The organism is Actinokineospora lacus (genome assembly GCF_053813445.1).
Window position 1 is genome coordinate 132,133 of the sequence record NZ_JBQERA010000016.1, and the last position, 20,833, is coordinate 152,965.

Annotated in this window: 20 protein-coding genes; 1 reads left to right on the forward strand and 19 read right to left on the reverse strand. The window is 72.7% G+C overall.

Annotated features, from left to right (window positions below; translation table 11 throughout):
* Positions 1-18 precede the first annotated feature (18 nt).
* The 4 genes from lspA to ACTG9Q_RS30440 all read right to left on the reverse strand — a co-directional run bounded on the left by lspA (position 19) and on the right by ACTG9Q_RS30440 (position 3,880).
* Positions 19-576, reverse strand: a complete 558-nt coding sequence (lspA, locus tag ACTG9Q_RS30425) for a signal peptidase II (protein WP_455576379.1) — start codon at positions 574-576, stop codon at positions 19-21.
* A 34-nt stretch (positions 577-610) separates the two neighbouring features.
* Positions 611-1,933: an aminotransferase class V-fold PLP-dependent enzyme gene (locus tag ACTG9Q_RS30430; RefSeq protein ID WP_455576380.1), complete on the reverse strand. Its 1,323-nt coding sequence runs from the start codon at positions 1,931-1,933 to the stop codon at positions 611-613.
* Between the two features lie 76 nt (positions 1,934-2,009).
* Positions 2,010-3,491, reverse strand: coding sequence for a potassium/proton antiporter (locus ACTG9Q_RS30435; RefSeq protein ID WP_455576381.1), 1,482 nt, complete (start codon positions 3,489-3,491; stop codon positions 2,010-2,012).
* A gap of 116 nt (positions 3,492-3,607) precedes the next feature.
* Positions 3,608-3,880 (reverse strand): DUF167 domain-containing protein, encoded by a 273-nt coding sequence (locus ACTG9Q_RS30440; RefSeq protein ID WP_455576382.1) that lies wholly within the window; start codon positions 3,878-3,880, stop codon positions 3,608-3,610.
* 196 nt (positions 3,881-4,076) lie between these two features.
* Between ACTG9Q_RS30440 and ACTG9Q_RS30445 the strand changes: the two genes are divergently transcribed.
* Positions 4,077-5,120: a hypothetical protein gene (locus ACTG9Q_RS30445; protein WP_455576383.1), complete on the forward strand. Its 1,044-nt coding sequence runs from the start codon at positions 4,077-4,079 to the stop codon at positions 5,118-5,120.
* Positions 5,121-5,198: 78 nt separating this feature from the next.
* Here the strand turns inward: ACTG9Q_RS30445 and ACTG9Q_RS30450 are convergent, their stop codons facing one another.
* The 15 genes from ACTG9Q_RS30450 to murC all read right to left on the reverse strand — a co-directional run bounded on the left by ACTG9Q_RS30450 (position 5,199) and on the right by murC (position 20,833).
* Positions 5,199-6,782, reverse strand: coding sequence for a penicillin-binding transpeptidase domain-containing protein (locus ACTG9Q_RS30450; protein ID WP_455576384.1), 1,584 nt, complete (start codon positions 6,780-6,782; stop codon positions 5,199-5,201).
* A gap of 111 nt (positions 6,783-6,893) precedes the next feature.
* Positions 6,894-10,031, reverse strand: a complete 3,138-nt coding sequence (gene ileS / locus ACTG9Q_RS30455; RefSeq protein ID WP_455576411.1) for an isoleucine--tRNA ligase — start codon at positions 10,029-10,031, stop codon at positions 6,894-6,896.
* Positions 10,032-10,213: 182 nt separating this feature from the next.
* Positions 10,214-10,873 carry a hypothetical protein gene (locus tag ACTG9Q_RS30460; protein ID WP_455576385.1) on the reverse strand — a complete coding sequence of 220 codons (660 nt, stop codon included), beginning with the start codon at positions 10,871-10,873 and terminating at the stop codon, positions 10,214-10,216.
* A gap of 39 nt (positions 10,874-10,912) precedes the next feature.
* The gene (locus ACTG9Q_RS30465; RefSeq protein ID WP_455576386.1) at positions 10,913-12,133 is read right to left on the reverse strand and encodes an MFS transporter; all 1,221 of its coding nucleotides are present in this window, start codon (positions 12,131-12,133) and stop codon (positions 10,913-10,915) included.
* A gap of 65 nt (positions 12,134-12,198) precedes the next feature.
* Entirely contained in the window at positions 12,199-12,783 is a 585-nt protein-coding gene (locus ACTG9Q_RS30470) for a nitroreductase family protein (RefSeq protein ID WP_455576387.1), read from the reverse strand.
* Positions 12,784-12,785: 2 nt separating this feature from the next.
* Positions 12,786-13,352 carry a hypothetical protein gene (locus tag ACTG9Q_RS30475; protein ID WP_455576388.1) on the reverse strand — a complete coding sequence of 189 codons (567 nt, stop codon included), beginning with the start codon at positions 13,350-13,352 and terminating at the stop codon, positions 12,786-12,788.
* Between the two features lie 63 nt (positions 13,353-13,415).
* Positions 13,416-14,225 carry a DivIVA-like cell division protein Wag31 gene (gene wag31 / locus ACTG9Q_RS30480; RefSeq protein ID WP_455576389.1) on the reverse strand — a complete coding sequence of 270 codons (810 nt, stop codon included), beginning with the start codon at positions 14,223-14,225 and terminating at the stop codon, positions 13,416-13,418.
* A gap of 46 nt (positions 14,226-14,271) precedes the next feature.
* Positions 14,272-14,556: a YggT family protein gene (locus tag ACTG9Q_RS30485; protein ID WP_455576390.1), complete on the reverse strand. Its 285-nt coding sequence runs from the start codon at positions 14,554-14,556 to the stop codon at positions 14,272-14,274.
* 19 nt (positions 14,557-14,575) lie between these two features.
* Positions 14,576-15,193, reverse strand: coding sequence for a cell division protein SepF (locus ACTG9Q_RS30490; protein ID WP_455576391.1), 618 nt, complete (start codon positions 15,191-15,193; stop codon positions 14,576-14,578).
* Between the two features lie 111 nt (positions 15,194-15,304).
* Positions 15,305-16,039 (reverse strand): YggS family pyridoxal phosphate-dependent enzyme, encoded by a 735-nt coding sequence (locus ACTG9Q_RS30495; RefSeq protein ID WP_455576392.1) that lies wholly within the window; start codon positions 16,037-16,039, stop codon positions 15,305-15,307.
* Positions 16,036-16,743 carry a peptidoglycan editing factor PgeF gene (gene pgeF / locus ACTG9Q_RS30500; protein ID WP_455576393.1) on the reverse strand — a complete coding sequence of 236 codons (708 nt, stop codon included), beginning with the start codon at positions 16,741-16,743 and terminating at the stop codon, positions 16,036-16,038. Before pgeF ends, ACTG9Q_RS30495 begins: the two co-directional genes overlap by 4 nt.
* A 9-nt stretch (positions 16,744-16,752) precedes the next feature.
* Positions 16,753-18,021 (reverse strand): cell division protein FtsZ, encoded by a 1,269-nt coding sequence (gene ftsZ, locus ACTG9Q_RS30505; protein ID WP_455576394.1) that lies wholly within the window; start codon positions 18,019-18,021, stop codon positions 16,753-16,755.
* A 188-nt stretch (positions 18,022-18,209) separates the two neighbouring features.
* Positions 18,210-18,716 (reverse strand): DinB family protein, encoded by a 507-nt coding sequence (locus ACTG9Q_RS30510; RefSeq protein ID WP_455576395.1) that lies wholly within the window; start codon positions 18,714-18,716, stop codon positions 18,210-18,212.
* A gap of 49 nt (positions 18,717-18,765) precedes the next feature.
* Positions 18,766-19,407 (reverse strand): cell division protein FtsQ/DivIB, encoded by a 642-nt coding sequence (locus ACTG9Q_RS30515; RefSeq protein WP_455576396.1) that lies wholly within the window; start codon positions 19,405-19,407, stop codon positions 18,766-18,768.
* A 49-nt stretch (positions 19,408-19,456) separates the two neighbouring features.
* Positions 19,457-20,833, reverse strand: coding sequence for a UDP-N-acetylmuramate--L-alanine ligase (gene murC / locus ACTG9Q_RS30520; protein ID WP_455576412.1), 1,377 nt, complete (start codon positions 20,831-20,833; stop codon positions 19,457-19,459).

The window sequence follows — 20,833 nt, forward strand, 5'->3', positions numbered from 1 at the left end:
GCAGGGTGCGCGCGTCCCTCACTTCTTTGCCACCTTGCCGTCGTAGTCGCGTCCGCGCAGGGTGAGCAGGACGATCAGAATGCCGCCGATGGTGATGCCGGAATCGGCGACGTTGAACACGGGGAAGAAGTCGCCGTTGGGCGCGAACACCGAGACGAAGTCCACCACGTGGCCCTGGAACACCGAGGGGGCGCGGAAGACCCGGTCGGTCAGGTTGCCCAGCGCGCCCGCCAGCACCAGGCCGAGGCCGACGGCCCAGCCCACCGACCGCAGCTTGGGCAAGATCCAGATGATCGCCACCACGACCCCGGCGGCGACCAGCGTGAACAGCCACGTCATCCCCGATGCCATGGAGAACGCCGCGCCCGGGTTGCGCACCAGCTGGAAGTAGACGGCGCCGCCGAGCAAGCGCACCGGGGCCTCGCCCTCCAGCGTCGCCACGGCGATGACCTTGGTGATCACGTCGAGGGCGTACACCACCGCCGCCGCGGCGATCAGCCACAGCCCGCGCCAGGGGAGGACGGGCTCGGCGGCCGGTTCCGGCGGGTTGGTCTCGATGGGGTGCTCGCTGCTCACCGGCCCATTGTCCACCCCGAGGGCACCGCGCCCGTCAGCGCACCAGGAACGGGGGCAGCGGGCGCGGGTCGGGCACCGGGCTCCAGCGCCCGTCGACCACGGCGTACTCCACCCGCGGCCCGCGCGCGGCCAGCAGCCGCAGGGCCCGGACGAGCCGGTCGACGTGCTCGGGCGCGGTGCCCAGCCCGACGCTGGCCCGCACCGCCTGGCCGCCGCCGCCCGCCCGCCCCGCCATCCGGCGGACGGCGATGTGCGCGCAGAACGCGCCGTCGCGCACGCCGATGCCGTGCTCGGCCGAGAGCACCGCGGCGGTCAGCCCGGCGTCGAGGCCCGCGATGGTGAAGCTCACGACGCCCACCCGGTCGTGGCCCGGCCCGAACAGCGCCAGCTCGGCCAGGTCCGGCACCCTGGCCAGCCCGGCGCGCAGCCGGGTCAGCTGCGCCTCCTCGTGCCCGGTCACCGCGTCCCAGGAGTCCGCCAGGGTCTGGCAGGCCACGCCCAGCGCATGCGCCCCGACGACGTTGGGCGAGCCCGCCTCGTGCCGGTGCGGGACGTCCGACCAGGTCACCGCCATCCCCTCGGCGACCTCGCGGGTGGCGCCGCCGCCGATGAGGTAGGGCTCGGCGGCCTGCAGCCAGTCGGCGGGGCCGACCAGCGCGCCGACGCCGAAGGGCGCGTAGAGCTTGTGGCCGGAGAGCGCGACGTAGTCCACGCCGAGGGCCGCGGCGTCCACCGGCCGGTGCGGGGCGAGCTGGGCGGCGTCGAGGACGACCCGGGCGCCGTGGGCGTGGGCGGCCTCGGTGAGCGCGGCCACCGGCCACACCTCGCCGGTGACGTTGGACGCCCCGGTCAGCACCACCAGCCGCGGCCCGGTGGGCAGCGCGGCCAGCGCCGCCGAGAGCACCGCGACGGTCTCCGCCGCGTCGTCGGGGGTGCGCAGGTGGTGGACGCGCGGGCCGCGCCAGGGCAGCAGCGCGGCGTGGTGCTCGGTGTCGAACAGCACGACGGAGGTGTCCGGGGGCAGGCTGCGGGCCAGCAGGTTGAGGCTGTCGGTGGTGTTGCGGGTGAACACCACGGCGCCGTCGTGGTTGACGAACCGGCGAACGTCCTCGCGCGCCTGCTCGTAGACCCGGGTGGAGATCCGGGACGGGTAGCCCGCACCCCGGTGCACCCCGGCGTAGTAGGGCAGCAGGTCGTCGACGGCCGCGCGCACCGTGGTCAGGCAGGGCGCGCTGGCGGCGTGGTCGAGGTTGGCGTAGGTGACCGTGCGGCCGTCGACCAGGGGAACGGTCTGGTAGGCGCCGACCACTGTGGGCGGCCAGGGTTCTGCGGTTCGGGCGGCGTGCGCGGTCACCATGGCGTACCTCCGGGTTCCGGCATGACCTGCTACCGAAGGTAACAAGGACGCGATCACCGTCCTTGTCCCAAAAAGCTCAGGCCCGCCCGGTCTCCCCGCGCCAGCGGGCGTAGCGGCCCGCCCGGTCGACCGCGCGCAGCCTGGCCTCGGTGGCGTCGCGCACGGTCTCGGTGGCCACCACCAGGACGTGGTCGTCCTCCTGCAGGCGCGTCGTCGGGCTGGGGGTGAACGCCCCGCCCGCGCGGGCCACCAGGCTCACCGTGGCCCCGGGCGGCAGGCGCAGCTCCGCGACGTAGACGCCGTGCAGTTTGGAGCCCGGCGGGATGACGACCTGCAGCAGGCTCGCGTCGAGTTCGTCGAGGGAGGCCACGTCGACCTGCACCTCGTGGGTCTGGGCGCCGGAGTCCAGGCGGAGCAGCCGGGCCAGCGGGCGCAGCGTGCTGCCCTGCAACAGGGTCAGCACGACGACGAGGACGAACACGGCGTCGACCAGCAGTTCGGAGCCGGGTCTGTTCTGCGAGAGCGGGATGACGGCCAGCACGACCGGCACCGCGCCGCGCAGCCCGGCCCAGGACAGGAAGACCTGTTCCCGCCACGGCATCCCGAACCAGGACACCGACAGCACCACCGACAGCGGCCGGGCGAGGAACGTCACCACCGCGCCCGCGACGAGGGCGGGCACCAGGGCGTCGAGCAGCCTGCCCGGGCTGGCGAACAGGCCGAGCAGCACGAACAGCCCGATCTGGGCCAGCCAGCCCAGGCCCTCGGCGAAGGACAGGGTGTCCGCGCGGTGCGGCAGCCGGGAGTTGCCCAGCACCAGCCCGCAGAGGTACGCCGCGAGCAGCCCGGAGGCGTGCGCGGCCTGCCCGCCCGCGAAGGCGAGCACGCACACCGCGACGGTGGCCAGCGGGTACAGGCCGGTGGCGGGCAGCGCGGCCTTGCGCAGCGCCAGCGCGCCGAACCAGGCGAGCGCGCCGCCGATGACGCCGCCGACGACCAGCTCGTAGCCGAGCTTCACGGCGGCGTCCCAGCCGATCGGCGCGGTGCCCGCCAGCAGCACGACGGCGATGTAGCACGGGGCGTCGTTGGTGCCGCTCTCCAGTTCGAGCGACCCGGCGAGCCTGCGGGTGATCGGCAGGGTCCGCAGCACGCTGAACACGGCGGCGGCGTCGGTGGAGGCGAGCACGGCGCCCCAGAGCAGCGCCGTGCGCCAGTCGAGGCCCAGCAGGTAGTGCAGGACGGTCCCGGCGACGCCGATGCTGATGAGCACGCCCACAGTGGACAGCGTCAGCCCGGCCCCGACGGCGGGTTTGATGTCGCTCCAGCGGGTGGTGAGCCCGCCCTCGACCAGGATGAGCACCAGCGCGGCCAGCCCGAGCGCCTGGGTCAGCCCGGCGTCGGAGAACTCGATGCCGAGTCCCGACTCGCCGAGGATCACGCCGATCCCCAGGTACAGCAGCAGCGACGGCAGTCCCAATCGGACGGACACGCGCACGGCCAAGGCCGCCAGCAGCACCACGGCCGCGCCCACGCCCAGGGCCGCGGTCAGCTCGCTCACCACACCTCCATGCCCGCCGGGAGGACATTCTCGCATCCTCGGAAACAGAACGAAGTGGACTGGGCAGCCCCGAAGTCACGCGGCACGGCAGTCAAGCAGCCCAGGAGTCGAGCAGCTCAGGAGTCGAGCAGGCGGGCGAGCACCGGGGTGAGGTCGGCGTCGATCTCGACGACCTTGTCCCGGCCGCGTTCCCCGGTGACGATCACCACGTCCCGCCTGCGCACGCCGAACGCCTCGGCCAGCGCCTCCCGCACCGCCTCGTTGGCCTTGCCCTCCACGGCGGGCGCCGCGACCGCCACGACGAGCGCGTCGGCGCCCCACCGCCCGCCGACGGCGCTCCGCCGCGCGCCCGGCTTGACCCGCACCCCGAACCGCACGCCGAGCAGCATGGCACTGCCCCGTTCAGCCCAAGGTCCGGCGTGATCGATCACCCAGCCGGCCGTATCGGCGAGCACAGAAAGTTGTAGTACGCAAGGGACCGAATGGCGGTTTAGCATGGGCAATCCGCAGCCCGGAAGGAGGAGATCCCCTCCGGGGCCTCCTATGACCACAGAACGCTGGAGCGCCAGCCCCATCGTCCGCCCGATGTCCCCCCACCCCCTCGCCGCGCACGCCACGGTGATCGCCCGCGGCGGCCTGCTCGTCCTGGTCGCGGCGACGGCCGCGGTCCGCGTCGCCGCCCTCGACGACCCCACCCAGGCGGACGAGGCCCTCCACGTCCTGGGCGTGCACTCCCTCGACCGCCTCAGCACCGCGCCCGCTCCCGGCGGCGCGGCGTCGACGCTGGCCTGGCTGCAGCTGGGCGTGTACACGGCGGTGACGGGCGCCTTCGGCAGGCACGAGACCGGGCTGGCGGCCGTGCGCGAGCCGCTGGTGCTGGCCGCGGTGGCCGTCGGGGTGGGGATCTGGTGGCTGGCCAGGCGGGTGGGGCTGTCCCGGTGGAGCGCCGGGGCGGCCGTCGCCCTGGCCGCGTTCTCGCCGCTGGCGGTCACCGCGCAGCTGGGCGTGCGCCCGGAGAACCTGGCGGCGGCGTGGGCGATCGCGGGCCTGGTCCTGTTGTGGACGCCGCGGCGGCACCGGACCCTGGCCCCGGACCTGTGGGCGACGGCGTTCCTGGTCGTCGCGGTGCTGACCGCGCCGGTGGCGCTGGTGCTGGCCCCGACGGCGGCGTGGCTGGTGTGGCGGCGCAGGCGTCGGCGGCTGTCGCTGATGCTGGGCTGCCTGTTCGGGCTGGGCGTGGGGATCGGGTGGACGTCGGCGGACCTGCGCCCGGCGTGGACACCCGCGGTGGCGGAGTGGCTGCTGCTGGACCCGGTGTCCGCGGCGGCGGGGATCGTCGCGGCGGCGGGGGCCCTGTTCTCGCACCGGCTGCGTCCGCTGGCGGTCGGTGTGCTGGGGCTGATCGTGCTGGCGACCCTGCCCGGCGGCCCGGGCGGGTCGGCGGTGGTGCTGGCGGTGCCGCTGGCCGCGCTGCTCATCGCGGGCACGGTGGAGTGCGGCGTGACGCACCAGGCCAGGATCGGCAGGCACGCCCTGGCCCACCCGCTGCGCAAGCCGACGGTCGCCCTGGCGGGAACGGCACTCCTGGCCGCCGCGGCGGCGTGGACGGGCCTGTCGACGGTTTTGTGACCCGGGGCCTGTGACCCGAGACCTGTGACCCGAGACCTATGACCCGGGGCCTATGACTCGGGGCCTATGACTCGGGGCCTATAACCCGCCCAGGAACCGGCCCACCGTCGCCACCGCCGGGCCCGACTCCCCGGCGCCCTCCACGAGCACCGCGAAGGCCAGGTCGCCGCGGTAGCCCGCGAACCACCCGTGGGAGCCGGTGCCGTCGCCGTACTGGGCCGTGCCCGTCTTGCCCGCGACCGCGCCGTGCCTGCCCAACGACGTGGCCGTCCCCGAGGTGACCACGGCGCGCATCATGGCGCGCAGGGCGGAGACCGAGCCTGCGGACGGGCCCCGGTAGCCGCGGGTCACCTCGGTCCCCACATCGCTGTAGAGCGACGGGACCACCGCGCCGCCGCGGGCGACGGTGGCCGCCATCAGGGCGAGGCCGAACGGGCTGGCCCGCACCGTGCCCTGGCCGATGGAGTTCTCCACCTGCTCCGGCGTGCCGCCCGCGGGCTCGACCCCGCCGGTCTGGGTGGTGATGCCCGGGATGGTGAAGTCGGCGGCGAACCCGAAGCGGGCCGCGGCAGCGGGTAAGGAGTCACCGGGCAGGTCGGCGGCCAGCGCCGCGAAGGTCGTGTTGCAGGACCGCGCGAACGCCGTCCCCAGCGCCACCTCGCCCAGCGCGAAGCCGTCGTTGCGGATAGTGCGGGTGCCGATGGTCGCCTCCCCGGGGCACGGGAGCACGGTGCCCGGGTTCGCCGCGCCCGCGGAGAGGACCGCCTCCGCGGTGACGACCTTGAACGTCGATCCCGGCGGGTAGAGGCCGTTGAGCGCGTGCGTGCCCTCGGCGGTCGCATTCTGCGCCACGGCGAGGATTCCGCCACTGGCCGCGTCGATCGCGACGAGGTACGCGGGCGCGCTCACGCCGTTGACGGCCTTCTGCGCCGCCGCCTGCGCCTCGATGTCCACTGTGGACTTGTATGGCTCCTGCGCGCCGCCGGGGGCCGCGAGCAGCTCCGCTTTCTCCGCGCCCGATCCGTCGACCAGGACGACCGCCTTGGCGCCCTCGGTCCGCGACTGGGCGATCCGGGCCATGCCGGGCCCCAGGATCGGCCCGGCCGCCGGGTCGGCGGCGCCTCGGCGCACCAGCGGCCTGCCGTCGCGGTCCACCACGCCGACGTCCGGGCCACCGCGCAGCGACAGCCTTGAGCCCGCGGCCATCTTCGGGTGCACCAGGGTCGGGTTCCAGAGCACCTTCCACTGCCCGTCGGCGCGCGCCAGCGCCACCTCGACCGCGTACGTCCACGTCCGCGCGGCGGCCAGCGTCCACGTCACCTCCGCCCTGGCACCCGCGGTCTCCCCGGACTCGACCACCGGCCCGCTCAGCGCCACGGAGAACTCCGCGGGCGCCAGCGCCGTCCGGGCGTCCGCGAGCACCCGCTGGGCGGCGGCGCGATCGGTGGTCAACGCGGCGGCACCCGCGTGGTCGGCGCGCGCCCACGCGGCCACGTACCGTTCCCCGACCTGCTGGGCGGTCGGCGCGGGCGGCTCGACCGACGCCGCCATCCGTTGGGGCGGTGGGTCGGCGGGCAGGAGGACGAAGTACGCCACGGCGACGATCGCCACCACCATCAGCGCGCCAATGGACATGATCCAGCGTTTGCCATGAGACGACACGTGCGGAACCCCCCAGTTTGCCTGTGCCCCTCCACGATGCCAGAGGAGCGGCCCCCGAAACCCGGGAACCGCCCCTCCACACAGAACTCTTACGAACGCCGAACAGAACCCTTACGAACGCCGGACCGACACCCGCACCTCGACGCCGTCGCCCACCGTGCCCGTCGAGCCGCCCTCGACCGGGCCGTAGGACACCGCGCCCGCCAGGGTCTCCCCCGCCACGAACTCCTGGTGCGCCTGGGCCGCGGACGCGACCTCGGCGGGCGCGTCGACGGTCAGCGCGATCCGGTCGGACACCGCGAGCCCCGCGTCCCGCCGGGCCTGCTGCACCACCCGCACCAGGTCGCGCGCCACGCCCTCGGCGGACAGCTCGGCGGTGACCGCGGTGTCCAGCACGACCAAGCCGCCGGGCAGCTCGGCGGTGGCGCCGGGGTCGACCGCGACCAGGCGCCGCTCGTACTCGCCCTCGCGCAGCGCGATGCCCGCGGCGACCACCGCGCCGGCCTCGTCGGTGGACCACTGCCCGGCCTTGACCGCCTTGATGACCGCCTGCACGTCCTTGCCCAGACGCGGCCCGCACGCCCTGGCGTTGACCACCAGCTCGAAGCGCCCGTGCGCGGCGACGTCGGTGGTCAGCGCGACCGTCTTGACGTTGACCTCGTCGCGGATCAGGTCGGTGAACGGGGCCAGCACGGCCACGTCCTCGGCCGCGACCAGCAGCGAGGCCAGCGGCAGCCGCACCCGCAGCTTGTTCGCCTTGCGCAGCGCCAGCGCCGACGAGCACACCTGCCGCACCCGGTCCATGCCCGCGACCAGCGCGTCATCGCCGGGCAGCGTCTCGGCCGACGGCCAGTCCGCCAGGTGCACCGAGCGCTCGCCGGTCAGCCCCCGCCACACCACCTCGGTGGTCAGCGGCAGCAGCGGCGCCGTCAGCCTGCACACCGTCTCCAGCACGGTGTGCAGCGTGTCGATCGCGTTGACATCGCCCTCCCAGAAGCGGTCGCGCGAGCGGCGGACGTACCAGTTGGTCAGCACCTCCAGGAACTCGCGCACCGTCTGGCACGCGCCGGAGATGTCGTAGGTGTCCATCGCCGCGGTGACCGACTCCACCAGCTGCCGCGTCTTGGCCAGCGCGTAGCGGTCGAGCACGTGCGGGGAGTTCGTGCGCCAGGCGCCGGTGCGCCCCTCGGCGTTGGCGTACAGCGCCAGGAAGTAGTACGAGTTCCACAGCGGCAGCACCGCCTGGCGCACCGCCTCCCGGATGCCCCGCTCGGTGACGACCACGTCGCCGCCGCGCAGGATCGCCGAGGACATCAGGAACCACCGCATGGCGTCGGAGCCGTCGCGGTCGAACACCTCGTTGACGTCGGGGTAGTTGCGCAGCGACTTGGACATCTTCTGCCCGTCGTCGCCCAGCACGATGCCGTGGGCCATGCAGTTGACGAACGCGGGCCGGTCGAACAGCGCCGTGGCCAGCACGTGCATCGTGTAGAACCAGCCGCGCGTCTGGGCGTTGTACTCGACGATGAAGTCGCCGGGGTAGTGGTTCTCGAACCACTCGCGGTTCTCGAACGGGTAGTGCACCTGGGCGAAGGACATCCCGCCGGACTCGAACCAGCAGTCCAGCACCTCCGGCACCCTGCGCATGGTCGACCTGCCGGTCGGGTCGTCCGGGTTGGGCCGGGTCAGCTCGTCGATGTGGGGCCGGTGCAGGTCGGTCGGGCGCGCGCCGAAGTCGCGCTCCAGCTCGTCGAGCGAGCCGTAGACGTCCATGCGCGGGTACGCGGGGTCGTCGGAGACCCACACCGGGATCGGCGAGCCCCAGAACCGGGTGCGGGAGATGTTCCAGTCCCTGGCGTTCTCCAGCCACTTGCCGAACTGGCCGTCCCTGATGTGCCCGGGCACCCAGTTGATCTGCTTGTTCAGCTCCACCATGCGCGGGGCGAACGTGCTCACCGCGACGAACCACGACGACACCGCGCGCTGGATGAGCGCGCTGCCACAGCGCCAGCAGTGCGGGTACGGGTGGTCGTAGGTCTCGTGGCGCAGCAGCAGGCCCGCGTCCTTGAGGTCGCGGATGATCGGCTTGTTCGCCTCGAACACCTGCAGGCCCTCGTACGGCGCGACCTCGGCGGTGAAGCGCCCGTGCGCGTCGACCGGGTTGACCACCTCGATGCCCGCGCCGTCGGTGACGACCTTGTCCTCCTCACCGAAGGCGGGCGCGATGTGCACGACACCGGTGCCGTCCTCGGTGGTGACGTAGTCCGCGGCGAGCACCTGGTGGGCGTTCTCCCGGCCGGTGAAGAAGTCGAACGGCGGGCGGTAGCGGGTGCCCAGCAGGTCCGCGCCCGTGTACCGGCCCACCACGGTCGGCTCGTCGCCCAGCTCGCGGGCGTAGGCGGGCACGCGGGCCTCGGCGAGCAGGTACTTGCGGTCGGGGTGGTCGAACGCCTCCACGACGACGTAGTCCACCTCGGGGTGCACGGCGGCGGCGAGGTTGGACGGCAGCGTCCACGGGGTCGTCGTCCACACCAGGGCGTGCACGCCGTCCAGCTCCGTGCCCGGGGCGTCCAGGCGCAGGCTGACCGTCACCGCCGGGTCCTGGCGCTGGCGGTAGGTGTCGTCCATCTTCGTCTCGGTGTTGGACAGCGGCGTCTCGCAGCGCCAGCAGTACCAGAGCACGCGGAAGCCCTCGTAGATCAAGCCCTTGTCGTGCAGGGACTTGAAGGCCCACATGATGGATTCCATGTAGTCCAGGTCGAGGGTCTTGTAGTCGTTGTCGAAGTCCACCCAGCGGGCCTGGCGGGTCACGTAGTCGCGCCACGCGCCGGTGTACTGCAGCACCGAGGCGCGGCAGTGCTCGTTGAACTTCTCGACCCCGAAGTCCTCGATCTCGCTCTTGGCGCTGAAGCCCAGCTGCCGCTCGGCCTCCACCTCGGCGGGTAGGCCGTGGGTATCCCAGCCGAAGCGGCGCTCGACGTGGCGCCCGCGCATGGTCTGGTAGCGGGGGACGACGTCCTTGACGTAGCCGGTCAGCAGGTGGCCGTAGTGCGGCAGGCCGTTGGCGAAGGGCGGGCCGTCGTAGAAGACGAACTCGTTGTCGCCGTCGGCACCGGCCGGGCGGGCGTCCACAGTGGCCTGGAAGGTGCGGTCGGCGGCCCAGTAGTCGAGCACGGTGGCTTCCAACTGGGGGAAGGCGGGCTGGGCCGGGACCTCTGCGGTCTCGCCGTGGTGGGCGCGGGGGTACATCTCGTGGTGCTCCTCGTACGGATCGGTCGGACCCACACGGGGACGACCCGTGGGCCGCGGTACCACCCCGCTTGCCGCCGGAAGTCCGGCGACCTCTCGCTGGTCGGCTGTGACGGGCCGTCCCGTCCGGGTCTACTGGGGCTCGCGCCCGTTCTTCCGGAGGCTCCCCGGTGATGGCCGGATCAGCGCCGTGTGTCCCCAGGGTAGCCAATGCCCGCAACCTGGTTGGCGGCCCGGTCGGCGGCCACCCGGATCAGCAGGTAGAGCACCGCGGCGGTGATCACGTGCCAGAGGAAGTGGGTGCCGAGCGGGACGCTCTCGCAGATCGGCTCGTCGATGGTGCGCAGGGCCAGCGAGAGGGCGAACAGGCCGCCGATGGCCACGTACCAGCGGGTGTAGGCGTACATGCGCCGGAACGCGGTGATGCCCGCGAGGATGAACAGCCCGAGCAGCGCGGGCACGTACCCGCCGAAGGCGACCATGGAGTTCACCCCGATGGACAGGCCGACGAAGACGGGCACGCCGACCCACGCCCACTTCCACGGCGCGCCCATGAAGTGCCGGGTGAACGCGACGACGTAGGCGAGCATGAACAGCAGGATCGCCGTGGTGTCCAGCGACGCGGCCCAGTCGGTGGCCACCGTGTGGAAGGTGAAGCTGCCCACGCCGATGGCGACGAGGATGACCACCAGGGCGACCAGGGTCGGCGGGATGGGGCGCCGGGTGGCCACGTACCGGTAGGCCAGGACCGCGGCGATCAGGAACGCCAGGTTGGTCAGCGCGTTGACCGGCTCCGACCAGAACTCCGGCCCCGTGCGCTCGCAGTATCCGTCGACCGGCATGTGCCCACCCCTGTCCCTGGCGCGTGAACGACTGAGGGCCTATTGGACACGAAAGGCGTCGGCGCTGAACCTCCGCCACACCAAGATCGTCAACACGGCCATCGCGCCACCGGCCACCCAGAACGGCCCGGTCACCCCGAGCCAGACCGCCAGCACCCCGCTGATCGGCGCCCCGATGGCCGCCCCACCCACCACGAGCAGGTAATACACGCTCCCGACCCGCCCCCGCAGCTCGTCGGGCACCACCCGCTGCCGGATCGAGGTCGCCACCACGCCCCAGATCGCGCCGTGGACGCCGAAGGCGACGGTGACCGCGCCCGCCACCCACACGCTGGTCGCCAGCGCCAGCCCCACGTGCGTCAGCGTCTCCACGATCAGCCCGACCCGCAGCAGGGTGTGGTCGCCGAAGCGGGCCCGCAGCGGCGTGACCAGCCCGGTCCCGATGAGTCCGCCGACCGCTCCCGCGGTGATCAGCACCCCGAACCCGAGCTCCCCGAGGCCGAGGCGCTCCTTGGCGTAGAGGACGTAGATCGCGAAGGCGGCCATCAGCAGGAGGTTCATCACACCGAGGCAGACGGCCAGGGTGCGCAGGAGGCTGTGCCCCCACAGCCACCGCACGCCCGCCTTGATCTCCTGCCCGATGGCCTTCCTTGGCTCCCGCTCCACCGGCTCCGGCCGGTGCCGGATCGTGAGCATCACCACGGCGGCGACGAGGAAGGCCACCGCGTTCACCCCGAACGGCAGCGCCGCGGCCGCCACGAACAACGCCGCCCCGATCGGCGGGGCCACGAACTGGTTGCCGACGTAGAGCACCGCGGTCAGGCGCGCGTTGGCCCTCGGCAGCGCCTCGGGGCTGACGATCGCGGGCAGCAGCGCGCCCGAGGCGGTGTCGGCCACCGTCTCCCCCGTGCCGACCAGGAAGAACGCCAGGTACACCACCCACACCGTCGCCACGTCCGCCCACACCGCCACCGCGAGCGCCCCCACCACCAGCGCCCGCGCGACGTCCACCACCGCGATCAGCCTGCGCCGGTCCAGCCGGTCCACCCACGCCCCGCTGAGCAGCGCGAACAGCAGCCACGGCAGTTGCTGGGCGAACACGGCCCCGGCCACGAGCCGGGGGTCGCCGGTGAGCGAGGCGATCAGCAGCGGACCGGCCGCGAGCGCGATCCCGTCGCCGACGTTGGTCGCCGCGGCCGCCGTCCACAGCTTTCCGAAGTCCCGCCCGAGACGCGGCTTCGGGATCGTCTCCGCCCCCATTGGGCCAACCTAACCGGTGCTCCCGTTGGCGGGCACCGGGTTTCACTCTCAGCGTCGGGTCGGGGTCACCAGCGCCCGAAGTGGACGACGTCGGACGACGGTCGGCGGGGCACCCGGCGGGGTGAGGCGTCGGCCGCGATCTCCGGCTCGTCGCCGTGGCCCAGGGCGATGGCGCCGATGGGCTCGTGCCCGGCCGGGACGCCGAAGTCGGCGCGCAGGCGTTCGGCCGTGTCGTGCCCCACACCGAAGTACACCGCGCCCAGGCCCTCGTCGACCGCCGTCTGCAGGATGAGCAGGACCGCCATCCCCGTGTCGATGTACCAGAACGGCACCGGCCACAGGGACTCGTCGCGGTCGAAGCCCTTGTCGGGGCGGGCGTAGCGGTCCAGGTAGTCGTCCTTGACCGCGAACGGGATGACCACCACCGGCGCGGTGCGCACCGAGTCGATGGTGTACTGGCCGCCGCCGTGCTCCCAGAACTCCGCCAGCTCGGCCTCGCGCAGGACCAGGAACGCCTGCCCCTGGGAGAACCCGGCGGACGGGCCGCGGCTCGCGTTGCGCAGGACCCGGCCCAGGCTCTCCTCGGAGACCGGCTCCCCGGTGAACTTGCGCACCATCCGGCGGCGGCGCACCACGTCCTGGAAGTCCACGGCTACGTCCTCTGGCGTTTCGCGTCCCGGTGGCGGGTGGCCAGGGAGGCATCGGGGGTGCAGCGGGCGCACGGGGTGAAGCCCAGCTGACGGGCCTCGGCGACGGGCACACCCAGCGTGGGGCGGCCTGCCAGCCAGGCACACGCAGCCAGGTGGTAGCGCGGGCGCTCATCGACCACCCGCACCTCGACGGTCAGCGCGGCGACGACCAGCAGGTCCGCGGCGTCGGTCGACTCCTCGCCGGGCTCATCATCGGGTACGTCCGATGTGTCCGGAACATCCTCGGCGACGGCGGCGACCGGTTCGACGGCCTCGACAGGCTCCTCGGCCCAGGGGTCGTCGGCGGGCTCCGACTCCGCCCGCCACTCTTCCTGGGACGACTCCTCCTGCGACGACTCCTCCGGGGACGCGGAGACGCGACGGTTGCCCAGCCAGTCCAGGAACAGGATGGTCGCGCCCGCCAGGCTGACCACGATCGACAGCCAGGCCCACAGCGTGCTGGCCGTGGACAGCGCGGCGACCAGCAGGCCCAGCGCGGCCAGAACCAGGATCAGGACGATGTACAGCACGGTTGCGCCTCAGCGGTGACCCGGGCTGCCATCACGGCGGCCCGGGTCGACCGGTGAGAAGGATCAGCCCGCTTCGGCCCGCGGGCCGAACGAGTATCCGGTCTGCTGACCGCCCGCGCGCCCGCCCTCGGTGGACGGGGCCGCGGAGCCGCGGTCGCCGAGCTCGCGCAGGCTGGACTCCAGGAAGGTCTTCAGGCGGGTGCGGTACTCCCGCTCGAACGTGCGCAGCTCGTCGATCTTCTTCTCCAGCGTGGTGCGCTCCAGCTGCACCGCGCCGATGATCTCCGCGTGCTGGCGCTGCGCGTCGCGCTCCAGCGTGGTCGCCTTCTCGCGCGACTGCCGCTCCAGCGTCTCCGCCCGCGTGCGGGCGTCGTTGAGCATGGTCTCGGCCCGCGTGCGGGCCTCGTTGACCATCGTGTCGGCCTTGGTGCGCGCCTCGGAGAGCAGCTGCTCGGACTTGGTCCGGGCCTCCGCGAGCATCCCGTCGGCCTCGGCCTTGGCCTCGCCGGTCAGCCGGTCGGCCATCTCCTGGGCAAGACCGAGGACCTTGGCCGCCTGCACGTGGTGGTCGCCACCGCCGGGGCTGGTCTGCTCCATCGGGCTCGGCGGGGGCACCGGCTGCAGCCGCCGCGGCTCCTCACGGACAGGAGCGGCGCCGGAGCGGGCTTCGTCGAGGTCGGCGCGGGTGGACTCCAGCTGCGCGTCGAGCTGCTCGACCTGCGCGCGCAGGTCGTTGTTCTCCTCGATCAGGCGGGAGAGCTCCACCTCGACCAAGTCGAGGAAAGCGTCCACCTCGTCCTCGTTGTAGCCCCGCTTGCCAATGGGAGGCTTGCTGAACGCCACGTTGTGCACGTCAGCGGGGGTCAACGACATCTGATCACCTCACGCACTCCAGGGCTGCGATGACCCAGGTTCCCCGTCACCCGGGATAGGCCAGCCGCATCAGGATGAATACGACCAACAGCAGCACCATAATCGATAGGTCCAGGCCCACGCCTCCGATTCGGACCGTCGGGATGATCCGACGAAGCAACCGAACGGGAGGGTCCGTCACTGTGTAGATGGTCTCCAGCGTCACCGCAACTCCACCGGCGGGCCGCCACTCGCGAGCGAACGTGCGCACGAGTTCGACGACAACCCTCGCGGTGAGGACCAGCCAGAAGGCGAACAGCAGCCAGTAGGCGATGAGCAGCACCAGGTTCACAGCTCAACTCTGCCATCTCTCAGCCACGCCGGTCGAACCCACCCTCGGCAAGGCGCCTCTTGTCCTCGGCGGTGGGGTCGATATTGGGTGGTGAGATCAAGAACACCTTGTTGGTGACCTTGTCGATCGAGCCCCGCAGCGCGAAGGCCAGACCGGCGGCGAAATCGACCAGCCGCTTGGCGTCCGCGTCGTCCATCTCGGTGAGGTTCATGATCACCGGGCGGCCGTCGCGGTAGTGCTCGCCGATCGTGCGGGCCTCGTTGTAGCTGGTCGGGTGCAGTGTGATGACCCGACCGAGCGGGTAGGCGCCGGTCACGGGCAGCTCGACCGGGCGCAGCCGGACAGCGGGCTCGCGTCGGGCGTCGACGGCCAAGGCGCCGTGGGTGGCGGGCTCGGCCGCGGGAGTCCACGCGGGCCGCGCCGGGGGGCGGTCCGCGGGCTCGAAGTCATCGTCGGCATAGTCACGCTGGCCGCCGAACCACCGGCGACGGCCGGGCGGGTAGTCGTCGAAGTCCTCGTCCAGGTACTCCGGTCGCCGGTAGCCACCACGCCGGTCGTAGTCCTCCGCCTCGTAGTCGTCGAACTCGTCGGCAGGCACCATGCCGAAGTAAGCCTTCAGCTTCTGCAGTGTGCTCATGGCGTTCCTCCGCGACTCCCCGGACGTGGTTCGACGTTCGCGACCTGCGTCGATCTACCCCGTCCCAGCCCGACTCAACCACTCCCCGGGGTTCTGGCAACCGGAACTTGCTCATCCGGAGGCTAATCCTCGGCCCCCGAGCAGGGCTGTTCCGACACGCACACAGGTCGACCCATAGTCGATCGCTTCCTCGAGATCGTTACTCATGCCGCAGGAAAGCTCGCTGGCCGTGGGGAACACGGCTCGCAGCTCTCCGGCCACACTTGCAAGACGATCGAAGGCCGCCCGGGGTTCCATCCCGAGCGGTGCGACCGCCATGATTCCGCGGAGTCGAAGCTCACTCGAACGAATTACCCCGTGAGCCAGGTTCTCAATCTCCCCCAGCGGACACCCGCCGCGCGCGGGGTCGCCGTCGACGCTCGCCTGGAGCAGGACGTCCAGCGGCGCCTCCCGCTCCCCCGCCTCCCGGGCGGCGGCGACGGCCGTGGCCAGGGCGTCGGCGAGGCGCGGGGAGTCCACGGACTGGACCTCGTCGGCCCAGCGGACCACCGAGCGGACCTTGTTGCGCTGCATCCGCCCGACCATGTGCCAGCGGACCGGCGCGTGTGGCCGCAGCGCGCGGACCTCGTCGGTCTTCAGCGCCGCCTCCTGGTCGCGGTTCTCCGCCAGGTCGAGTACCCCCAGGTCGGAGAGGGTGGCGGCGTCCTGGGCCGGGAAGGTCTTGGTGACCGCGAGCAGCCGCACCCCGGCGGGGTCGCGGCCCGCCGCGGCACAGGCGGCGTCGACCCTGGCGCGCACGTCGGCGAGGTTGGCCGCGATCTCGGCGGCCCGTCCCTCGGGGTTCACGAGCCCTCGATCCAGATGAGGGCAGCCAATCGCCCAGTGGTCCCTTCCCTGCGGTGACTGAACAGGGATCGGTCCTCAAGGGTGCACCGTGGGTCCACGCCGATGCGTCCGACACCCGCGTCGGCGAGCTGGCGCCACAGGCCCGCGCGCAGGTCGACCCCGGGCGTGCCGGAGCGCGTCTGGCACCCGCTGCCGGGCAGCCGGGACTCCATGTCCTCGCGCATGGCGGCCGGGACCTCGTAGCACTCGCCGCACACCGACGGGCCCAGCAGCGCCTCGACCCGCGCCGCGTCGGCCCCCAGCGACGCCATGGCGCCCAGGGCCGCCGGGATCACCCCGATCCGCGCGCCGACGCGGCCCGCGTGCACGGCGGCGACCACGCCCGCCTCCGCGTCGGCCAGGAGGACGGGAACGCAGTCGGCGACGAGCGCGACCACGGCCAGGCCGGGTTCGGCGGTCACCAGGGCGTCGGTCACCTCGACCGGCTCTTTCCTCGGCCCGTCGACCACGGTCGCCGTCCGGCCGTGCACCTGCTCCATCCAGACGACGCGCTCGTCGGGCAGGCCCAGCTCCGCCGCCAGCCGCGCCCGGTTGGCCGTCACGGCCCCCGGGTCGTCGCCGACGTGGTCGCCGAGGTTGAACGAGTCGTAGGGGGCCTTGGAGACCCCGCCTTCACGCGTGGTCACCACGCGACGTATCCGCACGCGGGAACCCTACCGGCGCATGAAGGGCGGGACGTCGACCTCGTCGTCGGGGTCGTCGCCGACCGGGAACGCGTGGTGGGGCAGGCTGCCCTGCGAGGTCGGCCGCGCCACCGGCTGGGCGGCCTGCGACGGCGCCGGGCGCGACGGGTACGCCGTGCTCTGGTAGCCGCCCGCGTAGGTCGGCGGGGGCGGCGGGTCGGCGGGGATCGGCTGCGGGGGCGGCGGCGCGGCTTCGACGGGCTCCTGCACCTGGCCCGCCGTCGCGGTCGCGGTGGCCTGGCTCGGCTTGGCCGAGGTCAGCGCCGTCGGCTCGAGCTTCTTGTGGGTCGGCGCGCCCGCGTCGAACCCGGCGGCGATCACGGTGACCCGCACCTCGTCGCCGAGGGAGTCATCGATGACCGTGCCGAAGATGATGTTGGCCTCGGGGTGCGCGGCCTCCTGCACCAGCGAGGCGGACTCGTTGATCTCGAACAGGCCGAGGTCGGAGCCGCCCGCGATGGCCAGCAGCACGCCGTGCGCGCCGTCCATGCTGGCTTCCAGCAGCGGCGAGTTGATCGCCTTCTGCGCGGCCTGCACTGCGCGGCCCTCCCCGCGCGCGGACCCTATTCCCATGAGGGCCGACCCCGCGCCGGACATGACCGACTTGACGTCGGCGAAGTCCAGGTTGATCAGGCCGGGGGTGGTGATCAGGTCGGTGATGCCCTGGACACCGGAGAGCAGCACCTCGTCGGCGGAGCGGAAGGCGTCCATGAGCGAGACGCCCACGTCGCCGAGCTGGAGCAGCCGGTCGTTGGGGATCACGATGAGCGTGTCGCACTCGTTGCGCAGCGCGTTGATGCCGTCCTCGGCCTGCTTGGCCCTGCGCTTGCCCTCGAAGGAGAACGGCCGGGTGACCACGCCGATGGTGAGCGCGCCCAGCTTGCGGGCGATCGAGGCCACCACGGGCGCTCCGCCGGTGCCGGTGCCACCGCCTTCACCAGCGGTGACGAACACCATGTCGGCGCCCTTGATGACCTCTTCGATCTCCTCGCGGTGATCTTCGGCCGCCCTGGTTCCCACGTCGGGGTTGGCGCCCGCGCCCAGGCCGCGGGTCAGCTCGCGGCCGATGTCGAGCTTGACGTCGGCGTCGGACATCAGCAGCGCCTGCGCGTCGGTGTTCACGGCGATGAACTCGACGCCCTTGAGACCGACCTCGATCATTCGGTTGACGGCGTTCACGCCGCCGCCACCGATGCCGACGACCTTTATCACGGCGAGGTAGTTGTGCGGGGGCGTCATCGAGCCGCCTTCCTGTTCGCTGGACCTGCGGTGCCGCCCGGCGAAACCCTCGACCTCAACCAGAGAGTCAGAGCTGTGTCAACCCCGGACCTACTGTGAGGAAGGTAGGCACCGAATGACGCACGATCCAGCCGCCACGCCGTAGGGGCATCCGGATGTGTGTCACTCGGTGTGAACACGCCCGGTGGTTATTCACCGGTGGCGCCGTCGAGCAACTCGCGAATGATATCGAGGTGGCCCGCGTGCCGCGCGGTCTCCTCGATCATATGGAGCACCACCCACCGCACGCTGACCTGCCCGCGGTCCCGAAATGGCACGGTGTCGTCGAATGGCATCCGGGTCGTGACGGCCCGGCTGTTGGCGCATTCGGCGCGGTACTCGGCGATCAACTGCTCGGTCGGCAGGTCCGCGGCGGCCTCGAACTCACCGTCCGGGTTTTCCGTGCTGTAGGGCGCGCGATCGGGTTCGCCGCAGAGCACGGTGCGGAACCAATACGCCTCGACCCAGCGCAAGTGGGAGAGCAGCCCCGCGACGGTCATCAGCGGCGAGGGCAGCACCGCCTTGTGGGTCTCGTCCTCGGACAGCCCGGCCGCCTTCATGACGACGGTCTCGCGCAGGTAGTCCAGGAAACCGATGGCCTGGTCGGGCTCGGTCCCGGTGTAGGGCGGGTCGGTGCGGGTGTCAGCGGTCGTCATGGCGCGCAGTCTCGCCCACGGAACCGGCACCCCGCACCCGAGTTCCCGCTCAGCCGATCGTCGGGAACTCCGGGGCAGCGACGTCGTAGACCTTGCCGGGCTGGGTGAGCAGCGGGCCGAGGACGGCGGACTTGCGATGGGAGTCCTCCACCCCGCCCCACTTGACGAGGCGCCCGTCGGCCAGCGTGAGGCGCACGTTGTGCGGGCTCTGCGCGTCCACCAGCGTCACCTTGGGCCGCAGCTTGTCCGGCACCGAGCCCAGCACGGTCACCGCGGCCTTCACCGCCGCGGGCTCCGCCGCCTTCAGCGTCGGCAGCGCGGGCGGGCGCTTCTTCTTCACCGAGTAGTCCACGCCTTCGACGTCCACGAGGTGGAAACCGTCCTCGGCGACGATCACCGCCACCGGTGTCCGCTCCGTGATCAGGATTTCCAGCGTGCCCGGCAGCGACCGCTGCACGTCCACCCCGGCCACCCGCGGCAGCTGCGCCACCCGCTCGGCGACCTCGTCGGTGTCCAGCCGCACCAGGGGGGTCCCCGCCGCCACCGCCGCGGCGGCCCGCACCTCGTCGGCGGGCATCTCCCGCACGCCGACCACCTCGATCTGCCGCACACCCAGCACCGGCGTGAACAGCACCACGTAGACCACCGCCGTGGTGACCAGCAGCGCCCCGACCACGGTCAGACGGCGCATCAGGTACCTGCGCCTGATCGCCCGTCGTCGTGATCGGGCCGCCACCGCCCTACTCACCGGCGCGTCGGTCCAGTTCCGCGAGCAGTTCCGGTCCGAGCGAGGTCACATCGCCCGCCCCCATGGTGAGCACCAGGTCGCCGTCGCGGACGAGGTCGGCGACCTTCACGATCACCTTGTCGAACGCCGGCTCGTAGTGCACCCGCTCGCGCGGCAGCGGGACCGCGTCGGCGATCAGCGCCCCGGACACCCCCGGCATGGGCTCCTCGCGAGCCCCGAAGACGTCGAGCACCACGACCTCGTCGGCCAACGCCAGCGCGGTGGCGAACTCCGCGGAGAACGCCTTCGTCCGCGAGTACATGTGCGGCTGGAAGACCACCACGATGCGGCCGGGCCCTGCCGCGGGCCGCACAGCGCGCAGCTGGGCGTCGACCTCGGTCGGGTGGTGGGCGTAGTCGTCGTAGACCCGCACCCCGTCGACCCGGCCCTTGTACTCGAAGCGCCTGCGCACCCCGCCGAAGGACCCGATGCCCTCGGCCAGGCACTCCCTGGGCGCGCCCAGCTCCTCCCCCGCCAGCAGCGCGGCCAGGGCGTTGCCCGCCATGTGCTCGCCGGGCACGGACACACCCATGTCGAACTCGTCGGCGCCGATCCGCACCCGCGCCTGCCCGCCGCCGTCGCGCGGCTGGTAGTCCAGCAGCACCGCGTCCTGCTCGCCGGTGGCCGCGCGGCCGTAGCGGCGGACGCGGACGCCGAGGGCGGAAGCGCGCTCGGCCAGCGCCGCCGAACCGGGGTCGTCGGCGCAGGCGATCAGCACCCCGCCGGGCTCGATGCGCTCGACGAACGCGTCGAACACCGCGACGTAGGCCTCGACGGTGCCGTGGTGGTCGAGGTGGTCGGCCTCCACATTGGTCACCACCGCCACCGACGGGCTGAACACCAGGAACGAGCCGTCGGACTCGTCGGCCTCGGCGACGAACACCCCGCCGCTGCCGTGGTGGGCGTTGGAGCCGGACTCGTTGAGGTCCCCGCCGATGGCGAAGGACGGGTCGAGCCTGCAGTGCTGCAACGCCACCGTCAGCATCGACGTGGTGGAGGTCTTGCCGTGGGTGCCCGCGATGCAGGCCGCGCGCTGGCCGACCATCAGCTCGGCGAGGGCCTCCGCGCGGTGCAGGATGGGCAGTCCGCGCCTGCGCGCCTCAGCGAGTTCCGGATTGGACTCCTTGATCGCGGTGGACACGACCACCGCGGTCGGCCCGCCGTCGAGCAGGTCCAGGTTCGCCGCGGCCTGGCCGACGGCGATCTTCGCCCCCTGCGCGCGCAGCGGCAGGAACGCCCGCGCCTCCTTCGCGTCGGACCCGGACACGGCCATGCCGCGGGCGAGCAGGATGCGCGCGATGCCGCTCATCCCCGCCCCGCCGATGCCCAT